General features: G+C 62.8%; 19 protein-coding genes. 18 read left to right on the plus strand and 1 reads right to left on the minus strand.

Annotation, left to right across the window (positions count from 1 at the left end; genetic code table 11):
* Positions 1-3: 3 nt before the first annotated feature.
* From rpoC to SRB521_RS05015, 6 genes are all read left to right on the plus strand, one after another.
* On the plus strand, positions 4-3,789 hold the full coding sequence (rpoC, locus tag SRB521_RS04990) for a DNA-directed RNA polymerase subunit beta' (RefSeq protein WP_075704244.1): 3,786 nt from the start codon (positions 4-6) through the stop codon (positions 3,787-3,789).
* A 1,228-nt stretch (positions 3,790-5,017) separates the two neighbouring features.
* A complete protein-coding gene (locus SRB521_RS04995) occupies positions 5,018-5,473 on the plus strand; it encodes a phage tail terminator family protein (protein ID WP_116722540.1) in 456 nt (151 codons plus the stop codon).
* 201 nt (positions 5,474-5,674) lie between these two features.
* Positions 5,675-6,742 carry a phage tail sheath C-terminal domain-containing protein gene (locus SRB521_RS05000; RefSeq protein WP_129868785.1) on the plus strand — a complete coding sequence of 356 codons (1,068 nt, stop codon included), beginning with the start codon at positions 5,675-5,677 and terminating at the stop codon, positions 6,740-6,742.
* 13 nt (positions 6,743-6,755) lie between these two features.
* Positions 6,756-7,184 (plus strand): phage tail tube protein, encoded by a 429-nt coding sequence (locus SRB521_RS05005; protein WP_075703958.1) that lies wholly within the window; start codon positions 6,756-6,758, stop codon positions 7,182-7,184.
* 12 nt (positions 7,185-7,196) lie between these two features.
* Complete coding sequence (locus tag SRB521_RS05010; RefSeq protein WP_075703957.1) at positions 7,197-7,523, plus strand: hypothetical protein; 327 nt, start codon at positions 7,197-7,199, stop codon at positions 7,521-7,523.
* On the plus strand, positions 7,520-7,909 hold the full coding sequence (locus SRB521_RS05015) for a phage tail assembly chaperone (RefSeq protein WP_075703956.1): 390 nt from the start codon (positions 7,520-7,522) through the stop codon (positions 7,907-7,909). The genes SRB521_RS05010 and SRB521_RS05015 overlap by 4 nt, the downstream gene beginning before the upstream one ends.
* A gap of 202 nt (positions 7,910-8,111) precedes the next feature.
* Here SRB521_RS05015 and SRB521_RS05020 read toward each other — a convergent pair whose 3' ends face one another.
* Complete coding sequence (locus SRB521_RS05020; RefSeq protein WP_116722653.1) at positions 8,112-8,321, minus strand: hypothetical protein; 210 nt, start codon at positions 8,319-8,321, stop codon at positions 8,112-8,114.
* A gap of 67 nt (positions 8,322-8,388) precedes the next feature.
* On the opposite strand from SRB521_RS05020, the gene SRB521_RS05025 reads away from it, so the two are divergent.
* The 12 genes from SRB521_RS05025 to SRB521_RS05075 all read left to right on the plus strand — a co-directional run bounded on the left by SRB521_RS05025 (position 8,389) and on the right by SRB521_RS05075 (position 18,230).
* A complete protein-coding gene (locus SRB521_RS05025) occupies positions 8,389-10,512 on the plus strand; it encodes a tape measure protein (protein ID WP_129868786.1) in 2,124 nt (707 codons plus the stop codon).
* Between the two features lie 2 nt (positions 10,513-10,514).
* Positions 10,515-11,276, plus strand: coding sequence for a LysM peptidoglycan-binding domain-containing protein (locus SRB521_RS16635; RefSeq protein ID WP_129868787.1), 762 nt, complete (start codon positions 10,515-10,517; stop codon positions 11,274-11,276).
* A 10-nt stretch (positions 11,277-11,286) separates the two neighbouring features.
* Complete coding sequence (locus tag SRB521_RS05035; protein ID WP_129868788.1) at positions 11,287-12,288, plus strand: XkdQ/YqbQ family protein; 1,002 nt, start codon at positions 11,287-11,289, stop codon at positions 12,286-12,288.
* A gap of 332 nt (positions 12,289-12,620) precedes the next feature.
* Positions 12,621-12,896: a DUF2577 family protein gene (locus SRB521_RS05040; RefSeq protein WP_165366565.1), complete on the plus strand. Its 276-nt coding sequence runs from the start codon at positions 12,621-12,623 to the stop codon at positions 12,894-12,896.
* Positions 12,897-13,050: 154 nt separating this feature from the next.
* A complete protein-coding gene (locus SRB521_RS05045) occupies positions 13,051-13,479 on the plus strand; it encodes a DUF2634 domain-containing protein (protein ID WP_116722676.1) in 429 nt (142 codons plus the stop codon).
* Positions 13,472-14,515 carry a baseplate J/gp47 family protein gene (locus SRB521_RS05050; RefSeq protein WP_129868789.1) on the plus strand — a complete coding sequence of 348 codons (1,044 nt, stop codon included), beginning with the start codon at positions 13,472-13,474 and terminating at the stop codon, positions 14,513-14,515. Before SRB521_RS05045 ends, SRB521_RS05050 begins: the two co-directional genes overlap by 8 nt.
* Positions 14,512-15,045, plus strand: coding sequence for a putative phage tail protein (locus SRB521_RS05055; protein ID WP_075704231.1), 534 nt, complete (start codon positions 14,512-14,514; stop codon positions 15,043-15,045). Before SRB521_RS05050 ends, SRB521_RS05055 begins: the two co-directional genes overlap by 4 nt.
* 1 nt (position 15,046) lies before the next feature.
* Complete coding sequence (locus SRB521_RS05060; RefSeq protein ID WP_129868790.1) at positions 15,047-15,913, plus strand: hypothetical protein; 867 nt, start codon at positions 15,047-15,049, stop codon at positions 15,911-15,913.
* 13 nt (positions 15,914-15,926) lie between these two features.
* On the plus strand, positions 15,927-16,361 hold the full coding sequence (locus SRB521_RS05065) for a hypothetical protein (RefSeq protein ID WP_116722668.1): 435 nt from the start codon (positions 15,927-15,929) through the stop codon (positions 16,359-16,361).
* Positions 16,362-16,373: 12 nt separating this feature from the next.
* Positions 16,374-16,757: a hypothetical protein gene (locus SRB521_RS05070; protein ID WP_129868791.1), complete on the plus strand. Its 384-nt coding sequence runs from the start codon at positions 16,374-16,376 to the stop codon at positions 16,755-16,757.
* Positions 16,750-16,860 carry a CD1375 family protein gene (locus tag SRB521_RS16640; RefSeq protein WP_276330672.1) on the plus strand — a complete coding sequence of 37 codons (111 nt, stop codon included), beginning with the start codon at positions 16,750-16,752 and terminating at the stop codon, positions 16,858-16,860. Before SRB521_RS05070 ends, SRB521_RS16640 begins: the two co-directional genes overlap by 8 nt.
* On the plus strand, positions 16,857-18,230 hold the full coding sequence (locus SRB521_RS05075; RefSeq protein WP_129868792.1) for a collagen-like domain-containing protein: 1,374 nt from the start codon (positions 16,857-16,859) through the stop codon (positions 18,228-18,230). Before SRB521_RS16640 ends, SRB521_RS05075 begins: the two co-directional genes overlap by 4 nt.
* The last annotated feature ends 11 nt before the right edge of the window (positions 18,231-18,241 follow it).

Raw genomic sequence — 18,241 nt, forward strand, 5'->3', positions numbered from 1 at the left:
TATATGAGCTACGCTGAGTTTGACGCCATCCAGATTGGCATCGCCTCCCCGGAAAAGATTCTGGAATGGTCTTACGGCGAGGTCAAAAAGCCGGAGACCATCAATTACCGGACCCTGAAGCCCGAGCGGGACGGTCTGTTCTGCGAGCGGATATTTGGGCCCACTAAGGACTGGGAGTGCCACTGCGGTAAGTATAAGAAGATCCGCTACAAGGGTAAGATCTGCGACCGCTGCGGCGTGGAGGTCACCCGGGCCAAGGTGCGCCGGGAGCGCATGGGCCATATCGAGCTGGCCGCTCCGGTGTCCCACATCTGGTATTTTAAGGGCATCCCCTCCCGGATGGGACTGCTGCTGGACATCAGCCCCCGCATTCTGGAGAAGGTCCTCTATTTTGCCGCCTATATCGTTACAGATCCCGGCTTCTCCCCTCTGGCCAAGAACCAGATCCTCACGGAAAAGGAATATCGTGATATGCGGGAGAAGTATGAGGACGACTTCGAGGCCGGTATGGGCGCGGAGGCCGTAAAGAAGTTGCTCCAGGACATCGATCTGGAGGCGCTCTCCGAATCCCTCCGGGCGGAACTCAAGGACGCCTCCGGACAGAAAAAAGCCCGGATCGTCAAGCGCCTGGAGGTCGTCGACGCCTTCCGTATCTCCGGCAACAAGCCTGAGTGGATGATCATCGACGTGCTGCCCGTCATCCCCCCCGAGCTGCGCCCCATGGTGCAGCTTGACGGTGGCCGCTTCGCCACCTCCGACCTCAACGACCTCTACCGCCGGGTCATCAACCGCAACAACCGCCTCAAGCGCCTCATCCAGCTCAATGCCCCGGACATCATTGTCCGCAACGAGAAGCGGATGCTCCAGGAGGCGGTGGACGCCCTCATCGACAACGGCCGCCGCGGCCGCGCCGTGACCGGCGCCAACAACCGGGCCCTCAAGTCCCTCAGCGATATGCTCAAGGGCAAGCAGGGGCGGTTCCGTCAGAACCTGCTGGGCAAGCGCGTGGACTACTCCGGCCGTTCCGTCATTGTGGTCGGGCCCGAGCTGAAGATCTATCAGTGCGGCCTTCCCAAGGAGATGGCCATTGAGCTTTTCCGCCCCTTTGTCATGAAGAAGCTGGTGGAGGACGGCCTGGCCAATAACATCAAGTCAGCCAAAAAGATGGTGGACAAAGGCCGTCCGGAGGTCTGGGACGCCCTGGACTTTGTCATCAAGGAGCATCCGGTGATGCTCAACCGCGCCCCTACGCTCCACCGGCTGGGTATCCAGGCTTTTGAGCCGGTGCTGGTAGAGGGCCGGGCCATCAAGCTACACCCCCTGGTGTGTACCGCCTTTAACGCCGACTTCGACGGAGATCAGATGGCCGTTCACGTGCCCCTGTCCGCCGAGGCGCAGGCCGAGGCCCGCATCCTGATGCTTTCCGCCAACAACCTGCTGCGGCCCCAGGACGGCGGCCCCGTCACCGTGCCCACACAGGACATGGTGCTGGGCTCCTACTACCTCACCTACGAGCGGTATGAATACCACGACTTTGCCTATGACGACGTGGCGGCGGTGAAGGCCGCCCTGGCCGCCGGCGAGGTCGGGAGCGACGACAAGGTCTGGGTGAAAAATCCCGGGAAGCCGGACGATATCCCCACCTATGCCGGGATCTGTGTCGAGACCCCCGACGGCGAGCTGCCCCGGGAGATCTACCGCGTCTACTCCGACGATGGGGAGGCCCGCCTGGCCTATGATGAGGGGGAGCTGGACCTCCATGTGCCTATCCTGGTCCGCCGTTCCGTTGAGGTGGACGGTGAGCTCCGCCACAAACTGGTACGCACCACCGTGGGCCGTCTGATCTTCAATGAGGGCATCCCCCAGGATCTGGGCTTTGTGGACCGCACCGACCCCGAGGCCATGTTCGACCCCGAAATCAATTTCATCACCGGCAAGAAGCAGCTGGGCAAGATTATCGACAAGTGTATCACCAAGCACGGCTTTACCGTGTCCGCCGGCGTTTTGGATACCATCAAGGCCAGAGGCTATAAATTCTCCACCCGGGGCGCCCTTACCGTCTCCATCTCCGACATGACCGTGCCGGAGAAGAAGAAGGAGCTCATCGCCGCCACTGAAAAGGAGATCGTCAAGATCGAACGCCAGTATAAGCGGGGCTTCCTCACCAACGACGAACGTTATCGTCTGGTGGTCGAGGCGTGGGAGAAGACCACCAAGGATGTCACTGACGCCCTAATGGCCGGACTGGACCGCTACAACCCCATCTGGATGATGGCAGACTCCGGCGCCCGTGGTTCCACCGCGCAGATCCGCCAGCTGGCTGGCATGCGTGGCCTGATGGCCGATACCTCCGGCCGCACCATCGAGATCCCCATTAAGGCCAACTTCCGTGAAGGACTCTCCGTACTGGAATACTTCATCTCCAGCCGAGGCGCCCGAAAGGGTCTGGCCGATACGGCACTGCGGACCGCTGACTCCGGTTATCTGACCCGCCGTCTGGTGGACGTATCCCAGGAGGTCATTATCCGCGAGCATGACTGCGGCACTCACGACGGCATCCTGGTTTCTGAGATCGTGGAGAACGGTCAGGTCATCGAGACCTTCGGTGAACGCTTGAAGGGTCGCTATCCCGTGGAGGACATTGTGGACCCGCAGACCGGCGAGGTCCTCATTGACCACGACACTATGATGACCGCTGACGATGCCGAGCGCCTGGAGGCCCACGGCATCCATGAGGTCATGATCCGCTCCGTTCTCACCTGTGAGGCGAGAAGCGGCGTGTGCTCCAAATGCTACGGCATCAACTTGGCCATCGGCGAGCCTGTGGGCGAGGGGGAGGCCGTGGGGATCATCGCGGCCCAGTCCATCGGAGAGCCCGGCACCCAGCTCACCATGCGAACCTTCCACACCGGCGGTGTGGCCGGCGGCGATATCACCCAGGGTCTTCCCCGTGTCGAGGAGCTCTTCGAGGGCCGCAGACCCAAGAAGATGGCCCAACTGGCGGAGATCAGCGGCAAGGTCACCATGGAGGACGCCAAACGGGGCGGTATGGTCAACGTTACCATCACCGCCGACGACGGGGAAGTGGTCTCCTATGCGCTGGCCCACAATTCCGGCCTGCGGGTGAAGGACGGCGACACCGTCCAGAAGGGCGATATGCTCACCGACGGCGCTCTATATCCCGCCGATGTGCTGCGGATCCGCGGCATCCATGCGGTGTACAACTACCTTATCCAAGAGGTGCAGAAACCCTATCGTCAGCAGGGCGTTGATATCAACGACAAGCACATCGAGGTCATTGCCCGGCAGATGATGCGTAAGGTCCGCGTGGAGGATGCAGGGGATTCCAGCCTGCTCAGCGGGTCCACCGTCGATCTCATTGAGTTCAAGGACGCCCAGCGGGCCGTTCAGGCCCGGATCGATGCGGGCGAGACCAACGACGGCCTGGAGCTGCGCCTCCCTGTGGCCACCCGGCTCATCATGGGCATCACCAAGGCCTCGCTGGCGACAGAGTCCTTCCTGTCCGCGGCGTCCTTCCAGGAGACCACCAAGGTTCTCACGGAAGCGGCTATCAAGGGCAAAGTGGATCATCTGCTGGGCCTGAAGGAGAATGTCATCATCGGCAAGCTGATCCCCGCAGGCTCCGGCCTCTCCCGGTATCGCCAGTTCGACTGGGACACCATGAGTCCGGACGACATGGAACCTGAGCAGCCGCCTACCGAGCCGGAGGATATCGAGGCCGAGGAGCGCAATGCAGAGACCGCGGTCCTGGCCGAATCGTTAAAATAACTTGAACGGAGCGCTTTCTTTTGAAGTGCGTTCCCGCTGTTAAGAGGAGAACCGCCCCGGTCCGATCGGACCGGGGCGGTTCGGCATTCCCAAGAAGTGGTATTATGCAGGAGAAAATATGAAAGGGGACGGCCAGCCCATCGATGCCCGTACATGGATGACAACAAAGGAAATGCAGCCTTATGAAAAAGTCGAGGAGAGGGCAGAAAACCCTCCCCCTAGCATTCGGCATCAGGCGCAGTGCCTGTGAATGCAGTCAGCAGTGATTTGGGGGGGAATGCTCATTGTCATGGCACCGCTATAGTGAATACATACGCAGTCGCCGCGGGAGAAGCAACAGGCATCGTCAGAGCGAACTAGGACTCTCTGATGTGAGGAACAGTCACAGACCAAAAGCCGACAGCGCTCAGCACATATGACTCTTGCGATCATTGTGGTGCGGTTATTTTGTTCCAAGGTGATCACCTCCACATTGCAGGATATGTCGGATGGAACCGGAGTGTGACGGCTTTTGATTCAAGCGGTGCGCCGGACCTCAAGAGGCATGACCCCCAAAGAGGGGGGAGCACGTTGATATGAGCATCAGTACGGGGGAGCTCATGGATGCCAGGGACATATTGGAGACACCTATGCAAATGGTGTGGCAGGAAACTGTCATGAATATCGAAGCGCCTGAACCAAAGACAATCCGTGATGGGTGTCGTGGCTTGGGCGCTTTTTGCTTGCAGGATGCCCTCCAACACCCAGGGAAGGTTCTGCCCGGCTTGGCGCAATAACCGCGGGCATCCTTCCGGAAAGGATTTTGCCTGAAAATGGCTGGTACGTCCCTGTATTTGAAAAGAGCGGGAAAACAGAAAGCGCAGAGGGCAGGCGCATAGGGGATAAGGGAGTATGGAGACAAAAACGCAGTTGGGCAGGGCGCAGGGTATTTTTCACAGGGATCCGACATGCGCCCGAACGAGCGGGTCGTGTTGGGGAGAAACTGAGCCCGCAGGACGGCTCTTGGCCTAAGATGAAGCGCGTGGGTAGAGCGAATATCCGGCGGACAACCATGAGGCGGAAGGGACGTTGTTCCAGCGACGAAACAGGGGAAGTACATAGGGGTCCGACGTAAGAATCCCAAGAGCGTGACAAGCGAATGGCCACCCCAGAGCCAAAACAAAGAGGTAAGATAGCTACACAAGGGCGGCCGAGGCAGATCTTGAAGAGACAATAAAGGAGGGTTGGGATGCTTTCATTTTTGGCGATTACGGAGGCGGTAAAGGGGCTGGTGGAGGAGCGGTATCCGGAGAATACGGTCTATCTGGAGCGGGTACCGGTGGACTTTGCGCGGCCGTCCTTCCTGGTGGAGCTGGGGCCGGTGGAGATGCTGGACGCCTCGTGCGGCTGCCTGGAGGTCAAGGCCACGGTGGTGGTCACCGCCTTTGTGGAGGCGGACGACTACTATAACAGCCACGTGCCGGACCTGATGACCCGGATGGGGGCGGTACAGGAGCTCTTCGCGGTGGACGGACTCCAGGTGGAGGACCGGTTCCTCCACGTGACGGCCAACAAGGGCAACTGCCAATTCGACTACGCGGAGACCAGCGTCACATTCCAGTATCAGGACGACCGCCCGGGCGGGGACGAGTGGCCCCTGATGGGCGAAATACAGACAAAGTGGGGCCCCCCGCAGGGCGAATAAAGGGACCCCACCGGGCCGTGAAGCCCGGTGGGGGGAGGAGGGAGAACGAAGCGAAGCAGATATCCGGCGGACAGCCGGATGGAGCAAAGCTGAGTTTCTTCCGACGACGTGGGGGAGAGGACGAACAACGGAATGGAGCGGATATCCGCCTTTTGGCGGATGGAGCGAAATAGAGTTTGTGAGGACGAAAGGGGAATTGAAATGGGACTTCCCAGCATCAACATTGCATTCAAATCCACAGCGGCGAGCGCCATCGAGCGCTCTGAGAAGGGGGTGGTGGCGCTCATCATCAAGGACGCCAAGGAGAACGGCGGCCACGCCTACACCAACGCCAGCCAGATCCCGGCCACCCTGGGGACGGACAACCAGGCATACATCCAGCGGGCCTTTACGGGGTATGTGAATACGCCCCGGCAGGTGCTGGTCTACGTGCTGCCCGCAGCGGCGGAGGCGCTGACCGACGCCCTGACGTGGCTGGCCACCCAGACCTTTGACTATCTGGCGGGGCCCCCCGACTGCACGGAGGCCGAGGCCACGGCCATCGCGACCTGGATCGCCGGCCGGAGGAGCAACGACGCGGCCATCTGCAAGGCGGTGCTGCCCAACAAGGCGGCGGACAGCGAGGCGGTGGTCAACTTCGCCACCGGGGATATCCTGGTGGGCACGACCGAGTTCACTGCGGCGCAGTACTGCTCCCGGATCGCGGGGCTCATCGCCGGGACGCCCATGACCATCTCCTGCACCTACGCCCCTCTCCCCGAGGTGAGCGACGTGGGGCGGCTGACCCGTGAGGCCATGGACGCCGCGGTGGACGCGGGCAAGTTCATCCTCTTCCACGACGGGGAGAAGGTGAAGGTGGCCCGCGGGGTGAACTCCCTCCAGACCACCACCCAGGACAAGGGGGACGCCTGGAAGAAGATCAAGATGGTGGAGGTCATGGATATGATCCAGACCGACATCCGGACCACGGCCCAGGACGCTTACATCGGCAAGTACGCCAACAGCTACGACAATAAGTGCCTGCTGGTGACGGCCATCAAGGGCTACCTGGTGGGGCTGGAGCAGTCCGGCATCCTCCAGGCGGGGAGCTCCTCGGTGGGGATCGACCTGGCACACCAGGAGGCATACCTCCAGTCTGTGGGCACGGACACCTCCAAGATGAGCCAGCAGGAGATCAAGGAGGCCAACACCGCCGACAAGGTGTTTTTGGAGGCGTCCATCAAGATCCTCGACGCCATTGAGGATATCAGCCTCAATATCACAATCTGAGGAGGGCTAAAACATGGATTCGGCAAAGCGAGTGATTTCAGGGACCTGGGGCGAGGTGTGGCTGGACGGAGACAAGGTATCCGAGTGCTACGGGCTCCAGGCCAAGGTGAGCTTCAACAAGGAGGACATCGCCCTGTGCGGGCAGATGGCCAGCGACAAAAAGGTGACGAGCATCGAGTGTACGGGGTCCCTGCGGATGCACAAGGTGACCTCCCGGATGGCGCTGGCCATTGGGGAGAACATCCGAAACGGAAAGGACGTGCGCTTTACCATTGTGAGCAAGCTGAAGGACCCGGACGCCTACGGGGCGGAGCGGGTGGTCCTGAGCAACGTCAGCTTCGACGACCTCACCCTGGCCGACTGGGAGGCCAAGAGCGTGGGCAAGGTGGAGTGCCCCTTCACCTTTACCGGCTATGAGTTCCTGGACGAGATCAACGTATAAGGAGCGGCGCGGATGAAAAAGAAACCTGCGGAGGGGCTGATGCGCCACGCCATAGTGGACGGCAAGGAGAAATATGCCCGGATCGCGATCCACAGGAGACGAACGCCATTGTACGCCTTTGAACTGGTTGGAGTTCTAAACGAGTATATGACGCCGGAGGGGCTGGACATCGAGGCTATGCGTACTGCGGCGACAGAGATATTCGCCCAAGAACATCCAGATTACGAGTATGGGGGCATGATTTTGTCTGCGTTGGACTTCGCGCGGGTATTCAACCTCCGCCGGGGATCGTTCCAAGCGGCGGACCTTGCGCTTACGATAGAAGGGAGAAGCGTATGAACGAAAAGAGGAGCATTCTGGAGCTGCTGCTGCGGGAGGAGACGCCCAATGTGCGGAAAAGCCTGCCCACGGCGCGGTACCGTGTGAAGCGGCTGAGCGAGCTGCTGGGGGAGGACGTGGTATTCGAGCTGCGGGCGCTGCCCTACGGGAAGGTGAGCGAGCTGAAGGAGAGTATGTCGGAGGATCTGAGCGTACATATCGTGCTCTCTGGGGTGGTCTCACCGGACCTGAAGGACCCTGCGCTCCAGGCTAAATTCGGCGGAGCCACGCCGGCGGAGACGGTAAAGGCGCTGCTGCTGCCGGGTGAGATCGAGGACCTGAGCCGTGCGGTGGAGCGGCTGTGCGGATACCGGACGGCGACCATTGAAGAAGTAAAAAACGCCTAGAGGACGGCAGCGACGCGGAGCTGGGTCTCGTCTACTACCTCTTCCATGTGAAGGGGTGGGCCCCGGGGGACTACTACCGGAAGTCCCCCGGGGAGCGGGACCTCATCTGGGCGCTGGCGTCCTATGAGGTGGAAGCGCGAGGATAGGCGGAGCAGAGATCAAAATGAGCGCAAAAAAGCCGCCCCGAAGGGCGGCGGAGAGGTCATTCATCTTTGGGCGGAAAGCTGGCCCAAACGGCCCAGAGTAAGCAGAGCAGGAACCCTCCCCACATCATGCCGTCGTAGGGAGACATATTACCCACCAAAGAGAAGAAGGCGGCACAGAAGAGAGTGCCAACCACGAGGAGCCACACGATCATAAGGATGACTGGTTCATGAGAGAGCGCCCGAAATTCTTTCCAAAAACGCTTCATAACCGCAACCCTCCTTCTGTGGAAATCATATCGCCAAAAAGGTAAAAAGTCAAGAGGAGGCGAGACTATGCCGGAAGAAAGCATCAACATTTATATGTCGCTGGTCGACAAGGTGTCCGGCCCCCTGAGCGGCATCGGGACGAAGACAAAGGCATTCAGCAAGGAACTCCAGGAGCTGGAGCAGACTACACAGGCCTACAGCAAGATACAGGACAAGCTGTCCAAGGAGACGGTAGATTACCGGAAGAAGCTGGAGCAGTCAAGCGTGACGGTCAGAGAGGCGCGGAAGGCGTTCGCCAAGTACAAGGACGAGGCGCATAAAGGCGCGCTGGATAAGGCGCTGGAGGAACAGGAGGAATACCGGCGCAGGCTCAAAGAGACGGAGACGGCCATGAAGAGCAACTACGGCGCGTTGAAGTCGCTGATGGACCAGCAGCGAAAGGCGGAGAATCAGGGGGGAGAAACCAGCTTGGCAAAGGGGCTGATGTCTGCCGGCCTGGGGAAACTGGCAAGTGATTCGCTGTCTCGTCTGGCCGGGTCAGTCCTGACCAGCGCCATAGGGGAACCACAAGCACAGTTAGTTTCCTCTATGGTTTCCGGGTTGATATCCGGGGCGACTATGGGGGCCGTACTCGGGCCTACAGGGGCTGCCATTGGCGCGGCGGTAGGCGGCATATCAGGCGCTATATCCGGCGGGACGGAGATTTTCAAGGCCAGGGACGACGCATTCAAGAGCTACTACGGAGAATTGTACAGCTCGGCGGGGGAACGGCACGCGGCGGAGCTGGAGAGCGGGTCGGGGATCGCGTCGGGCCGGGAGACGGACCTCATTTCGTTCTCCACCCTGTTCGGGAGCCGGGAGACGGCAAATACGTACCTGTCGGGGCTTGTGAACATGGCCAACACCACGCCCTTCCTCTACGACGACCTGACGGCCATGAGCAAGACGCTGGCCACCTTCGGATACGATGCGGAGAGCATTCTGCCGGTGCTGTCCACCATAGGCGACGCAGGGGCGGCGCTGGGCATGAGCACCAGCGCTATGACCACGGTGGCCCAGGCCCTGGGACAGATGAAGTCCAGCGACAAGGCGACGCTGGAGTACCTGAACATCCTCAACGGCCGCGGTATCGGCGCGGTGGGGATACTGGCCGAGGCGAAGGGAAAGAGCCGGGGGGAGATCTACAATATGATCTCCAAGGGACAGATCGCCGGGACGGAGGCGGTGGAGATCATCCTGTCGGCCCTGACGGACGGATTCTCCGGCGCGATGGAGGAGCAGAGCAAAACCTTCGCGGGGCGGAGCTCCACGCTGGAGGGCTGGGAGCAGGAGATGGCCAACGCCCAGGGCGAGGCGTACAACACGCTGCGCAGCGAGGGGAAACAGCGGCAGATCGACTACTATGCGGGCATCACCGACGAGCTGTCCGGACTCAACGCCATGATCGGCGCGGGAGAGGCCGCCCAGGAGAACCTGAAGGAGCAATATCTGCGGGAGGCGATGACCACGCTGCTGACCGGAAAGGGGGGAAGCCTGTACAAGGGGGAACAGGCGGAGACGCTGGCCCGGCTGCACGAGGAGTACACCGCGCTGGCGGCGGCGTTCCAGGACGCGAGCGAGGAGGAAAAGATCACGCTGGGCGAAAAGGCGGACTCCCTCAAAAGTCAGGCGGAGGCCCTGGCGGAGGGGGCGTTCGACGCCAGCGGCGAAATGCAGGAGGTCAGGGACGTGGAGCTGGAGCTGATCTCAGCCATCCGGGAGAACACGCTGGCGCTGGGCGAGGCGGCCTACCTGGGGGATTACGAGAAGCAGCAGGAGCTGTCTGTGGGGAGGGGAGGCGCGTATATCGACTCCCTTGACCTTCAGGAGCAGGCGGCGGGCATCCGGGAGTCCGTGGACCGCTTCACCGGACCGGGATACAACGGGCCCTTCGACGTGGACCCTGCGAACTGGAGCGCCCACGCCTGGGGGCTGGGCTATGTGCCCTACGACAACTTTCCTGCACTGCTGCACCAGGGGGAACGGGTGCTGACGGCGTCCCAGGCCCGCGCGGCGGATCAGGGGGCTGGTCCCCGGGTGCAGGTGACGGTGACGGGAAACAGCTTTTACGGCTCGGACAAGGACCTGGAGGACCGTGTGGCCCGGCGGGTGGCGTCCGAGGTGGTACGGGCAGTGGAACTGGGGGTATAGGGATGGCGCGGCAATTTATCTTCAAGGACACGGAGACGGGGCGGGAGCTGGTGCTGCCGGTGACGCCCGGGAGCTATGACGTCGAGCACGGGCGGAAGGCGGCGGGGATTACGATGCAGGAGTCGGGGGACGTGAACCTGCCGGGTCCTGCGGTGCTGCTGGACACGGAGCTTACCTGCCTGCTGCCCGCCCAGGGGTATCCCTTCAACCAGCCGGGCGCGGGGACGAACCCGTGGGTATACCTGGAGCAGTTGGAGAAATGGAGCGACGCGGGGACGGTGCTGCGGTTCGTGGTGTCCGGGACGCCGGTGAACGCGGCGGTGCTGCTGGACCCGATCCGTTACCGGGAGCAGGACGGGACAGGGGACCTCTACTGCACGATCCCGCTGCGGGGCTACCGCGCGCTGGCGGTGGAGACGACGGAAAGCCGCCGGACGGGGAACGGGGCGCGGACGGTGGAGGCGGAGCCGGAGCGGTCGGAGACGTACACGGTGGCGGCGGGGGACACGCTGTCGGCCATCTGCCGGAGGTTCTACGGCGACGCGTCGCTGTACGGGCGCCTGGCGGCGGCCAACGGGATCGCCAACCCCAACCTCATCCACCCCGGTCAGGTGCTCAAGCTGCCCGCCCGGGAGGAGCTGCCGGCGGCGGCGACGCCCTCCCGGTCCCAGAAAGCGGCGGCGGCCACGGTATATGGGCGGGACCCGGAGACGGGCAAATCCTATCTGAACCTCTCCCGGGACAAGCTGCTGGAGATCATGTGAGGAGGCCGTCATGGAGGAAAAGCTGAAGCTGCTGATCACCCCGCCGGAGGGAGGGACCCGGGAGGCGGCGGCGCTGTGCCGGAGCGTTACGTGGGGCGGGAGCTACGACCAGGCGGCGCGGACGCTGGACTTCCCGCTGCTGGTGTGCCCGGAGGACAAGCGCCTACCCGCAGTGGACTGCCCTCCCGGGAGCCGGGTACAGTTCTACCGGGGGGAGACGCTGCTCTTCGACGGCTTTGTGTTCTCCCGGCAGCGGGACACGCTGTCCAACACGGTGGAGGTGTCCTGTGCGGACCGGGGGCTGTACTTAAAGCGGAACCAGGGGGCGTACCGCTTCCGGGGCCAGACCCCTGAGGGCATCACGGGGCGGGTGGCGGCGGACTTCGGGCTGACGGTGGGGAGCCTGGCCCGGACGGGGACGGCGATCAGCCGGAATTTTCCCGGGGTGAGCCTGTACCAGATCATCCAGACGGCGTACACCCAGGCGTCAGCCGCCACCGGGGGGCGGTATATGGTGCGGTTCCGGGGCGAGGCGCTGGAGGTGATCGAAAAAAAGCAGGGGGAGCGGACCCTGGCGCTGCGGCCGGGGTCCAACCTCATCAGCCTGACGGCCACGGACAGCGTGGAGAGCCTGGTGAACCGGGTGCAGATCCTGAGCAGGGACGGCACGGCCAAGGGGAGCCCTGTGGAGGACGGGGCGTCCATCGCGCGGTACGGCCTGTTCCAGCAGATGGTGACGGAGCGCAGCGGGAAGGACGCGGCGGCGGAGGCAAGGAAGCTGCTGGAGGACAACGCCCCGGCGCAGAAGATCACGGCGCAGGTGCGGGGGAACCCGGCGCTCATCGCCGGGGAGTGCGCGGTGCTCCAGGAGCCGGTGACGGGGCTGTACGGCCTGTGCTGGATCGACAGCGACACTCACACCTGGAAGGGCGGGACCTACACCGCCAAGCTGGTGCTGAATTTCCGCAGCATCATGGACGAGCAGGAGGCGGGACGGCTGCCGGACGCCTGAGAGGGCGCGGAGGGCCCGCCCTCCGGGGGGCCCCTTTCTTCCCGAAGAAAGGGGCCGGAAAGAAGGGCCAAAGAGGGGGATTTCGATCTTCCCCCTCTTTGGAATCTCCCCTTTTAAAAACGACCAATCAGGGGGGCCTCGGCCCCCCTATTGGAGACACCCCCAGGAGCTCTTCTCCAGCGGCGTGGGCAAGCCGTCGGGAGAGGTCACAAAGGCCCCCACAAAGCCGCGCAGCTTTGTGGGGAGAGGACGAGCAAGGGAATGGAGCGAGAAATCGCCGCAGGCGGTTGTGAGCGAAATGGACTTTGCGAGGACGAGGAGGTTGCGAGGACGTGGAGGATAATCCTTATCAGCGGCTGGCGCGAATCTTTACGCCCGGGGCGGAGGAGGGGTCGCTGTGCCTGGGGACGGTGGCGTCCTGGCCGGACCAGGACCACCCGACCCGGCCCCACCGGGTGATCGCCGGGGGGACGTCCCAGGAGCGGGAAGACCTGCTCTCGTCGCCGGGACTGCTGCCCTATGGTCTGGCGGCGGGAGACCAGGTGGTGCTCCTGCCCATTGAGGAGAACCAGCGGTATATCATTCTGTGCAAGGCGGTGAAGGTATGAGCCGCAGGCACCGGCGAAGCCGGGACGCGCTTAGAGCGCGCACAGGCATTTTGCCGCAGGCAAAATCTTGGCGCAGGGCGGATCCACTCCGCCCGAGCAGGTCAAAGGAAGATGGGGCCCCCGCACGGCGGGAGCCGTGTGGGGAGGTGAAGGTATGAGTACGACATTGTTCCCCGTGGTGCAGCCGGAGGCAGTCCGGACCGGGACGGCGCTTCCGCTGTGCCGGGAGGTCAAATGGGACTACGACGGGAACCGGCCCGTGTTCCGCAACGGAGAACCGGAGACGGTGGAGGGCGCGGAGGCGGTACGGGTCTGGGCCTGGCTGGCCCTGCACACCACCCGGTTCCGGCATGAGATTTACTCCCGGGCCTACGGGACGGAGCTGGAGAACCTGATGGGACAGCCGTACACCGAGGCGCTGAAGCAGTCCGAGGCCCAGCGGTACGTGCGGGAGGCCCTGGAGATCAACCCCTACATCAGCGCCGTGGAGGACGTGGGCGTGGACTTCGACGACGGGCGGCTGTCCATCTCCTGCACGGTGCGGACCATTTATGGAACAAGCGAGGTGAGATTACATGTTTGAAGATATCACACCTGAGAGCATCAAGGCAGCCATCCTGGCGGAGGCCGGGGAGAGCCTGGAGACCCGTGAGGGGAGCTTTCTGGACTCCATGGCGGGGCCCGCCGCGCTGGAGATCTGGAAGGTCTACCAGGCGATGAACGCGGTGGTGTCCATCGCCTTCGTGGACGAGAGCTCGGGGGGCTACCTGGACCTGGAGGGGGCCAAGTACGGCATCACCCGGAAGCCGGGCGCCAAAGCACGGTGTACCATGACCCTCACCGGCACGGCGGGGGCGACGGTACCGGCGGGGACGGTGTTCGTCACGCCGGGCGGGCTGGAGTTCGCCCTGACGGAGGCGGTGGTCCTCACCGGGAGCGGCGACGCGGGAACGGCGGAGGCGGCGGAGGTGGGCGGAGCGTACAACGTGGAGGCGGGGGAGCTGTCTCAGATGGTGGCGACACTGCCGGGGCTGTCCTCCTGGACCAACGGCCCCGCCGCCGGCGGCACGGACCCGGAGAGCGACGGGGCCCTCTATGGGCGCATCCACGCCTACCTGAGCCGCCCGGCCACCTCCGGAAACGCCTACCACTACGAGCAGTGGGCGCTGGAGGTGGCGGGCGTGGGCGCCGCGAGGGTATTCCCCCTGTGGAACGGCGCGGGGACGGTCAAGGTGGTGCTGGTGGACGGCGGCATGGAGCCCGCCTCGGCGGAGATCGTGGCGGCGGTACAGGCCCACATCGAGGCGAACCGGCCCATCGGGGCCACGGTGACGGTGGCGGCGGCCGCGCCGCTGAGCATCAACGTGACGGCGGCGGTGACGCTGGATGGGAGCGCCCCCCTCAGCCAGGTCAAGACGGAGTTTGAGGCGGCGCTGGACACCTATCTCATGGAGCTGGCCTTCTCGGCCTCCACCCTGCGGTATAACCAGGTGGCCTATCTGCTGCTGAGCATCCCGGGAGTGTCCGATTTTACGGCGCTGACGATCAACGGCGGCACGGGCAACGTGAGCATCGGGGATGAGCAGGTGCCCGTGAAAGGGACGGTGACGCTGACGTGAAACTGATTGGCTATCTGCCGGACTTCTACGCCGCCTCGCCCCAGATCGCGGCCCTCCAGGGGGCGCTGGAGCAGCAGACCGAGGCCCTGTGGACGGCGGAGAACGGGCTCATCGATCAACTGGACGTTAACAAGGCCACCTGGGGACTGTCCTGCTGGGAGGCGTCCCTGGGGCTGGATGTGGACGTGTCCCGCCCCGACGCCTACCGGCGAACCCGCATCCTCTCCAAGCTGCGGGGGCAGGGCGCCACCACCGTGGCCATGATCCAGAACGTGGCCGAGAGCTTCTACAACGGCCAGGTGGCGGTGGAGGAGCAGCCGGAGGCATACCGTTTCGACATTAGATTCCTGAGCAGCATCGGGGTGCCGCCCAACCTGGACGACCTGTCGGCAGCCCTGGAGGAGATCAAGCCCGCGCACCTGGCATACGACTACATCATCCTCTACCGGACTTGGGGAGAGCTGGAGGAGAAGACCTGGGGAGAGCTGGAGAGCCGGACCTGGGATGAGATTTTAGGAGGTGAGCTCTGAGATGGAGCAGACAACGAATTATGGCCTCAATAAGCCGGGCGGCAGCGACTATGCCAGGATCGACGCGCTCAACGCCAATATGGACGCCGTCGACGCGGCGCTGAAGGACCTGGAGGAGAGCAAGGCGGAGGGGGCGGCGCTGGCGGCGCACGAAGCGGACGGAGTGAAGCACGTCGGCGCGGCGGAACGGACGGCGTGGAACGCCAAGGCGGACGGGGCGTCCACCAGCGCGCACATCTCCAACACCAACAACCCCCATGGGGTGACGGCGGCCCAGGTGGGGGCGCTCCCCCTGTCGGGCGGAACGCTGACGGGAAACCTTGATATTGCCAAAACCATAGCAAGCGTGGTCTTAAGGACTGGAGACTCGTCAAACCGCCTGTCAGGCCGCCTGATGAAAAACGCAAATGTAGAGGGCACTGTAGACGATGGGCTATATCTGACAGATTATGGCGCTGACGGCGCTGAGGCCACGCTAAAGATACAAGGGGGCCAGCAGCGGCTGCGGATCAAGTTGGGCGGCACGGATTATGCCGTGTATCATGAGGGGAGCAAGCCTACCCCGGCGGACATCGGGGCGGCGGTGAAGTACCGGTATACGGCGACGATCCCCACCGGAACATGGACGGAGGTATCCGGGGGCGGGTACTACAAGGACGTCACAGTATCTGGTATTACGGCGGCCATGACTCCCTGCGTGGGCGTGGTGCAGACCTCTGATGTCGTCGCCTCGGAGCTTATGGTGGAGGAGTTCGCCAACAACATTCGCAGGATCGAGACTATGGCTGGCAAAATCCGGGTCTACACCAGGACCGACGGCGCAGCTCCGTCCGTCAATATACCGATCCAGCTCGTGGGCACGGTGTGAGGAGGGTGGGGGTATGAGCGATTGTATTTTGCCGGTGATGGGTGACAATTTGTCGACCAAGCTGTGCAGCGGGAAGAAACTTCGAAAGGTAATCGACGCGACCTGCACCTCCACATCTTTTAGAGACTTTACGTTCAGCGGAATTACTGCGGCGGAATTGAAATCCCTGCTTATCGGGAGCCCAATATTGATGATGGCATGCGAGTCAACTGACTATTACATCACAGTTTTTGGAGCTGCGGCGGGAGTAACAGATTCAGCTACATCAGCACAATTTTATGCATCAGGGCTGAATGTAACCAAATCCAATGCGGCAAGCACTGGATACACGGGAAGTTTCTTTTCCGTCACCTTTGATACGCTTTTGGTGAGGCACACCTATAGCAACGGTTCTCGCGTTCCCTATGGCATCGATGGGACGGCGGCTAAATTTTATGTTTTTAACTGAGGAGGGTGGAGCATGATCTTAAAAACCAATGGCCAGGAGGCGGAACTGCTGTCCTTTGTCCCTGGCGCACAGATGGTATGTCTGGAGACGGCGGAGCCGGTGGAACTGGGAGAGAGCCTGGAGGTGTGGACCGAGCTGGAGGACGGGCCTTTCCTGCTGGCCTCCTATACCGTGGCCGACTGGCTGCGGGTGGGACAGACGGGCGGATCGATCTGCCTGACACAGCTCCCCGTCCCGGAGCCCACCCCTGAGCCCGAGCCGGAGCCGGACGCGCTCACCCAGACCCAGCTTGCCGTGGCGGAGCTGGCACAGGTGGTCGAGGACAACAACACTGCAGCGCAGCTCGCCATCGCGGAGCTTGCCGAGGCGCTGCTGGGAGGTGAGACGAATGGCTAAGCTGTACGCGGACTTGATTCAAAAGGGGCTCAAGACCATCGACGACGTGCCCCTGCGCTGGCGGGACGAGGTCCAGGCGCTGCTGGAGGAGGCGCAGGCATGATCAGGCTTGATAACTGGCGCGTGACGCTGGAGGTGGGGGACCGGGAGCTCGGCTACGAGTCGGACCACCTGCACCGGCGGCTGGAGATCGCCGCGGACCTGGACGCGGGGTGGGCGGTCAAGCTGGATATGGCTCTGGGGCAAGCAAAGAACGTGGTGGACCTGGAGCGGACGGGGGACGTGCTGTGGGTGGACCTCACGCGGGATATCCTGGCCTCCGACGGGCTGTACCGCTGTCAGCTCCGGGGGCTCAAAGGGGATACGGTGGCCCACAGCAACCAGTTTGAACTGCTGGTGAGCGGGAGCATCAACGCTGCGGAGGCATTTCCGAGCGTCGAGCCCTCGGAGCTTGCCCAGATGGAGGCCAGGGTCACGCAGGCCAAGGCCGACGCAGTGGCCGCCGCAGACCGGGCGGAAGCGGCGGCGGTCCACCCGCCCAAGCTGTCCGGGGATCAGACGTGGATGGTGTGGGACCTGGAGAGCGGGGCGTATCAGGATACCGGCGTCTACTCCGGCGGGGCGGCCCCCAACATTGGGCCCGGCGGGAATTGGGTCGTCGTCGGCGTGGATACCGGCGTATCGGCGACCGGTCCCAGAGGAGAACAGGGACCTATCGGTCCCGCCGGTCCCCAGGGAGAGAAGGGAGATCCAGGAGAACAGGGACCAGCGGGGCCCAAGGGAGACACCGGGGAGCAAGGCCCGCAGGGGTCGAAGGGCGATACCGGCGCCCAGGGATTGCAAGGCCCAAAAGGAGACCAGGGGGAACAGGGCATCCAAGGCCCGCAGGGGCCAAAAGGTGACACCGGAGACACCGGCCCGCAGGGTCCCGCAGGTGCGGATGGCGTCGGCCTCCCCACGGTGACCGCAGAGGACAACGGCATGTATGCGGGCGTGGTGGACGGAGCGTGGGGCAAAGTGAGCGCGCCGGGTGGAGGTGGAGAGTGGACAGAGCTCTTGCGCAATGATGGGATCGTGCTCGATTCTGCCGGGGTAGGAAGTGTCCAACTTACGCTAACCCATCAGTTGAGCACATACAAAGAGATGATGTGCGCAGTGGAATGCCCAGCTAATACGAAACAATACCAGCCATCCAGCATTACGGTGGATGGGATACAAGTCACTTTTTATCCGGGGGTTGTTCCTGCGAACACTATGAAGCAATATCTATTCCACGTTACATTATTTGGCGACGGGTCTTTTGCGGAATATTTGTCAACTGCCACAACTGATATTCTGTTTGGGGCATTCCTGGGGGCAACCACCGGAGGAACCCGGTACGGGAAAATAGGAGTTCCTACAGGGCAGTTACGCATGGATTTTAATGCAGCAGACATAACCGGCACGGTAAAAGTTCGCATTTTGGCAAGATAGGAGGGGAGCAC

Origin of the sequence: Intestinimonas butyriciproducens (assembly GCF_004154955.1) — a bacterium.
Taxonomy (GTDB): domain Bacteria; phylum Bacillota; class Clostridia; order Oscillospirales; family Oscillospiraceae; genus Intestinimonas; species Intestinimonas butyriciproducens.

Bases quoted from the DNA above. Each gene is read 5' to 3' on its own strand.
- rpoC (WP_075704244.1), top strand. From the start codon at position 4: ATGAGCTACGCTGAGTTTGACGCCATCCAGATTGGCATCGCCTCCCCG.
- SRB521_RS04995 (WP_116722540.1), top strand. From the start codon at position 5,018: ATGCTTTCATTTTTGGCGATTACGGAGGCGGTAAAGGGGCTGGTGGAG.
- SRB521_RS05000 (WP_129868785.1), top strand. From the start codon at position 5,675: ATGGGACTTCCCAGCATCAACATTGCATTCAAATCCACAGCGGCGAGC.
- SRB521_RS05005 (WP_075703958.1), top strand. From the start codon at position 6,756: ATGGATTCGGCAAAGCGAGTGATTTCAGGGACCTGGGGCGAGGTGTGG.
- SRB521_RS05010 (WP_075703957.1), top strand. From the start codon at position 7,197: ATGAAAAAGAAACCTGCGGAGGGGCTGATGCGCCACGCCATAGTGGAC.
- SRB521_RS05015 (WP_075703956.1), top strand. From the start codon at position 7,520: ATGAACGAAAAGAGGAGCATTCTGGAGCTGCTGCTGCGGGAGGAGACG.
- SRB521_RS05020 (WP_116722653.1), bottom strand. From the start codon at position 8,321: ATGAAGCGTTTTTGGAAAGAATTTCGGGCGCTCTCTCATGAACCAGTC.
- SRB521_RS05025 (WP_129868786.1), top strand. From the start codon at position 8,389: ATGCCGGAAGAAAGCATCAACATTTATATGTCGCTGGTCGACAAGGTG.
- SRB521_RS16635 (WP_129868787.1), top strand. From the start codon at position 10,515: ATGGCGCGGCAATTTATCTTCAAGGACACGGAGACGGGGCGGGAGCTG.
- SRB521_RS05035 (WP_129868788.1), top strand. From the start codon at position 11,287: ATGGAGGAAAAGCTGAAGCTGCTGATCACCCCGCCGGAGGGAGGGACC.
- SRB521_RS05045 (WP_116722676.1), top strand. From the start codon at position 13,051: ATGAGTACGACATTGTTCCCCGTGGTGCAGCCGGAGGCAGTCCGGACC.
- SRB521_RS05050 (WP_129868789.1), top strand. From the start codon at position 13,472: ATGTTTGAAGATATCACACCTGAGAGCATCAAGGCAGCCATCCTGGCG.
- SRB521_RS05060 (WP_129868790.1), top strand. From the start codon at position 15,047: ATGGAGCAGACAACGAATTATGGCCTCAATAAGCCGGGCGGCAGCGAC.
- SRB521_RS05065 (WP_116722668.1), top strand. From the start codon at position 15,927: ATGAGCGATTGTATTTTGCCGGTGATGGGTGACAATTTGTCGACCAAG.
- SRB521_RS05070 (WP_129868791.1), top strand. From the start codon at position 16,374: ATGATCTTAAAAACCAATGGCCAGGAGGCGGAACTGCTGTCCTTTGTC.
- SRB521_RS16640 (WP_276330672.1), top strand. From the start codon at position 16,750: ATGGCTAAGCTGTACGCGGACTTGATTCAAAAGGGGCTCAAGACCATC.
- SRB521_RS05075 (WP_129868792.1), top strand. From the start codon at position 16,857: ATGATCAGGCTTGATAACTGGCGCGTGACGCTGGAGGTGGGGGACCGG.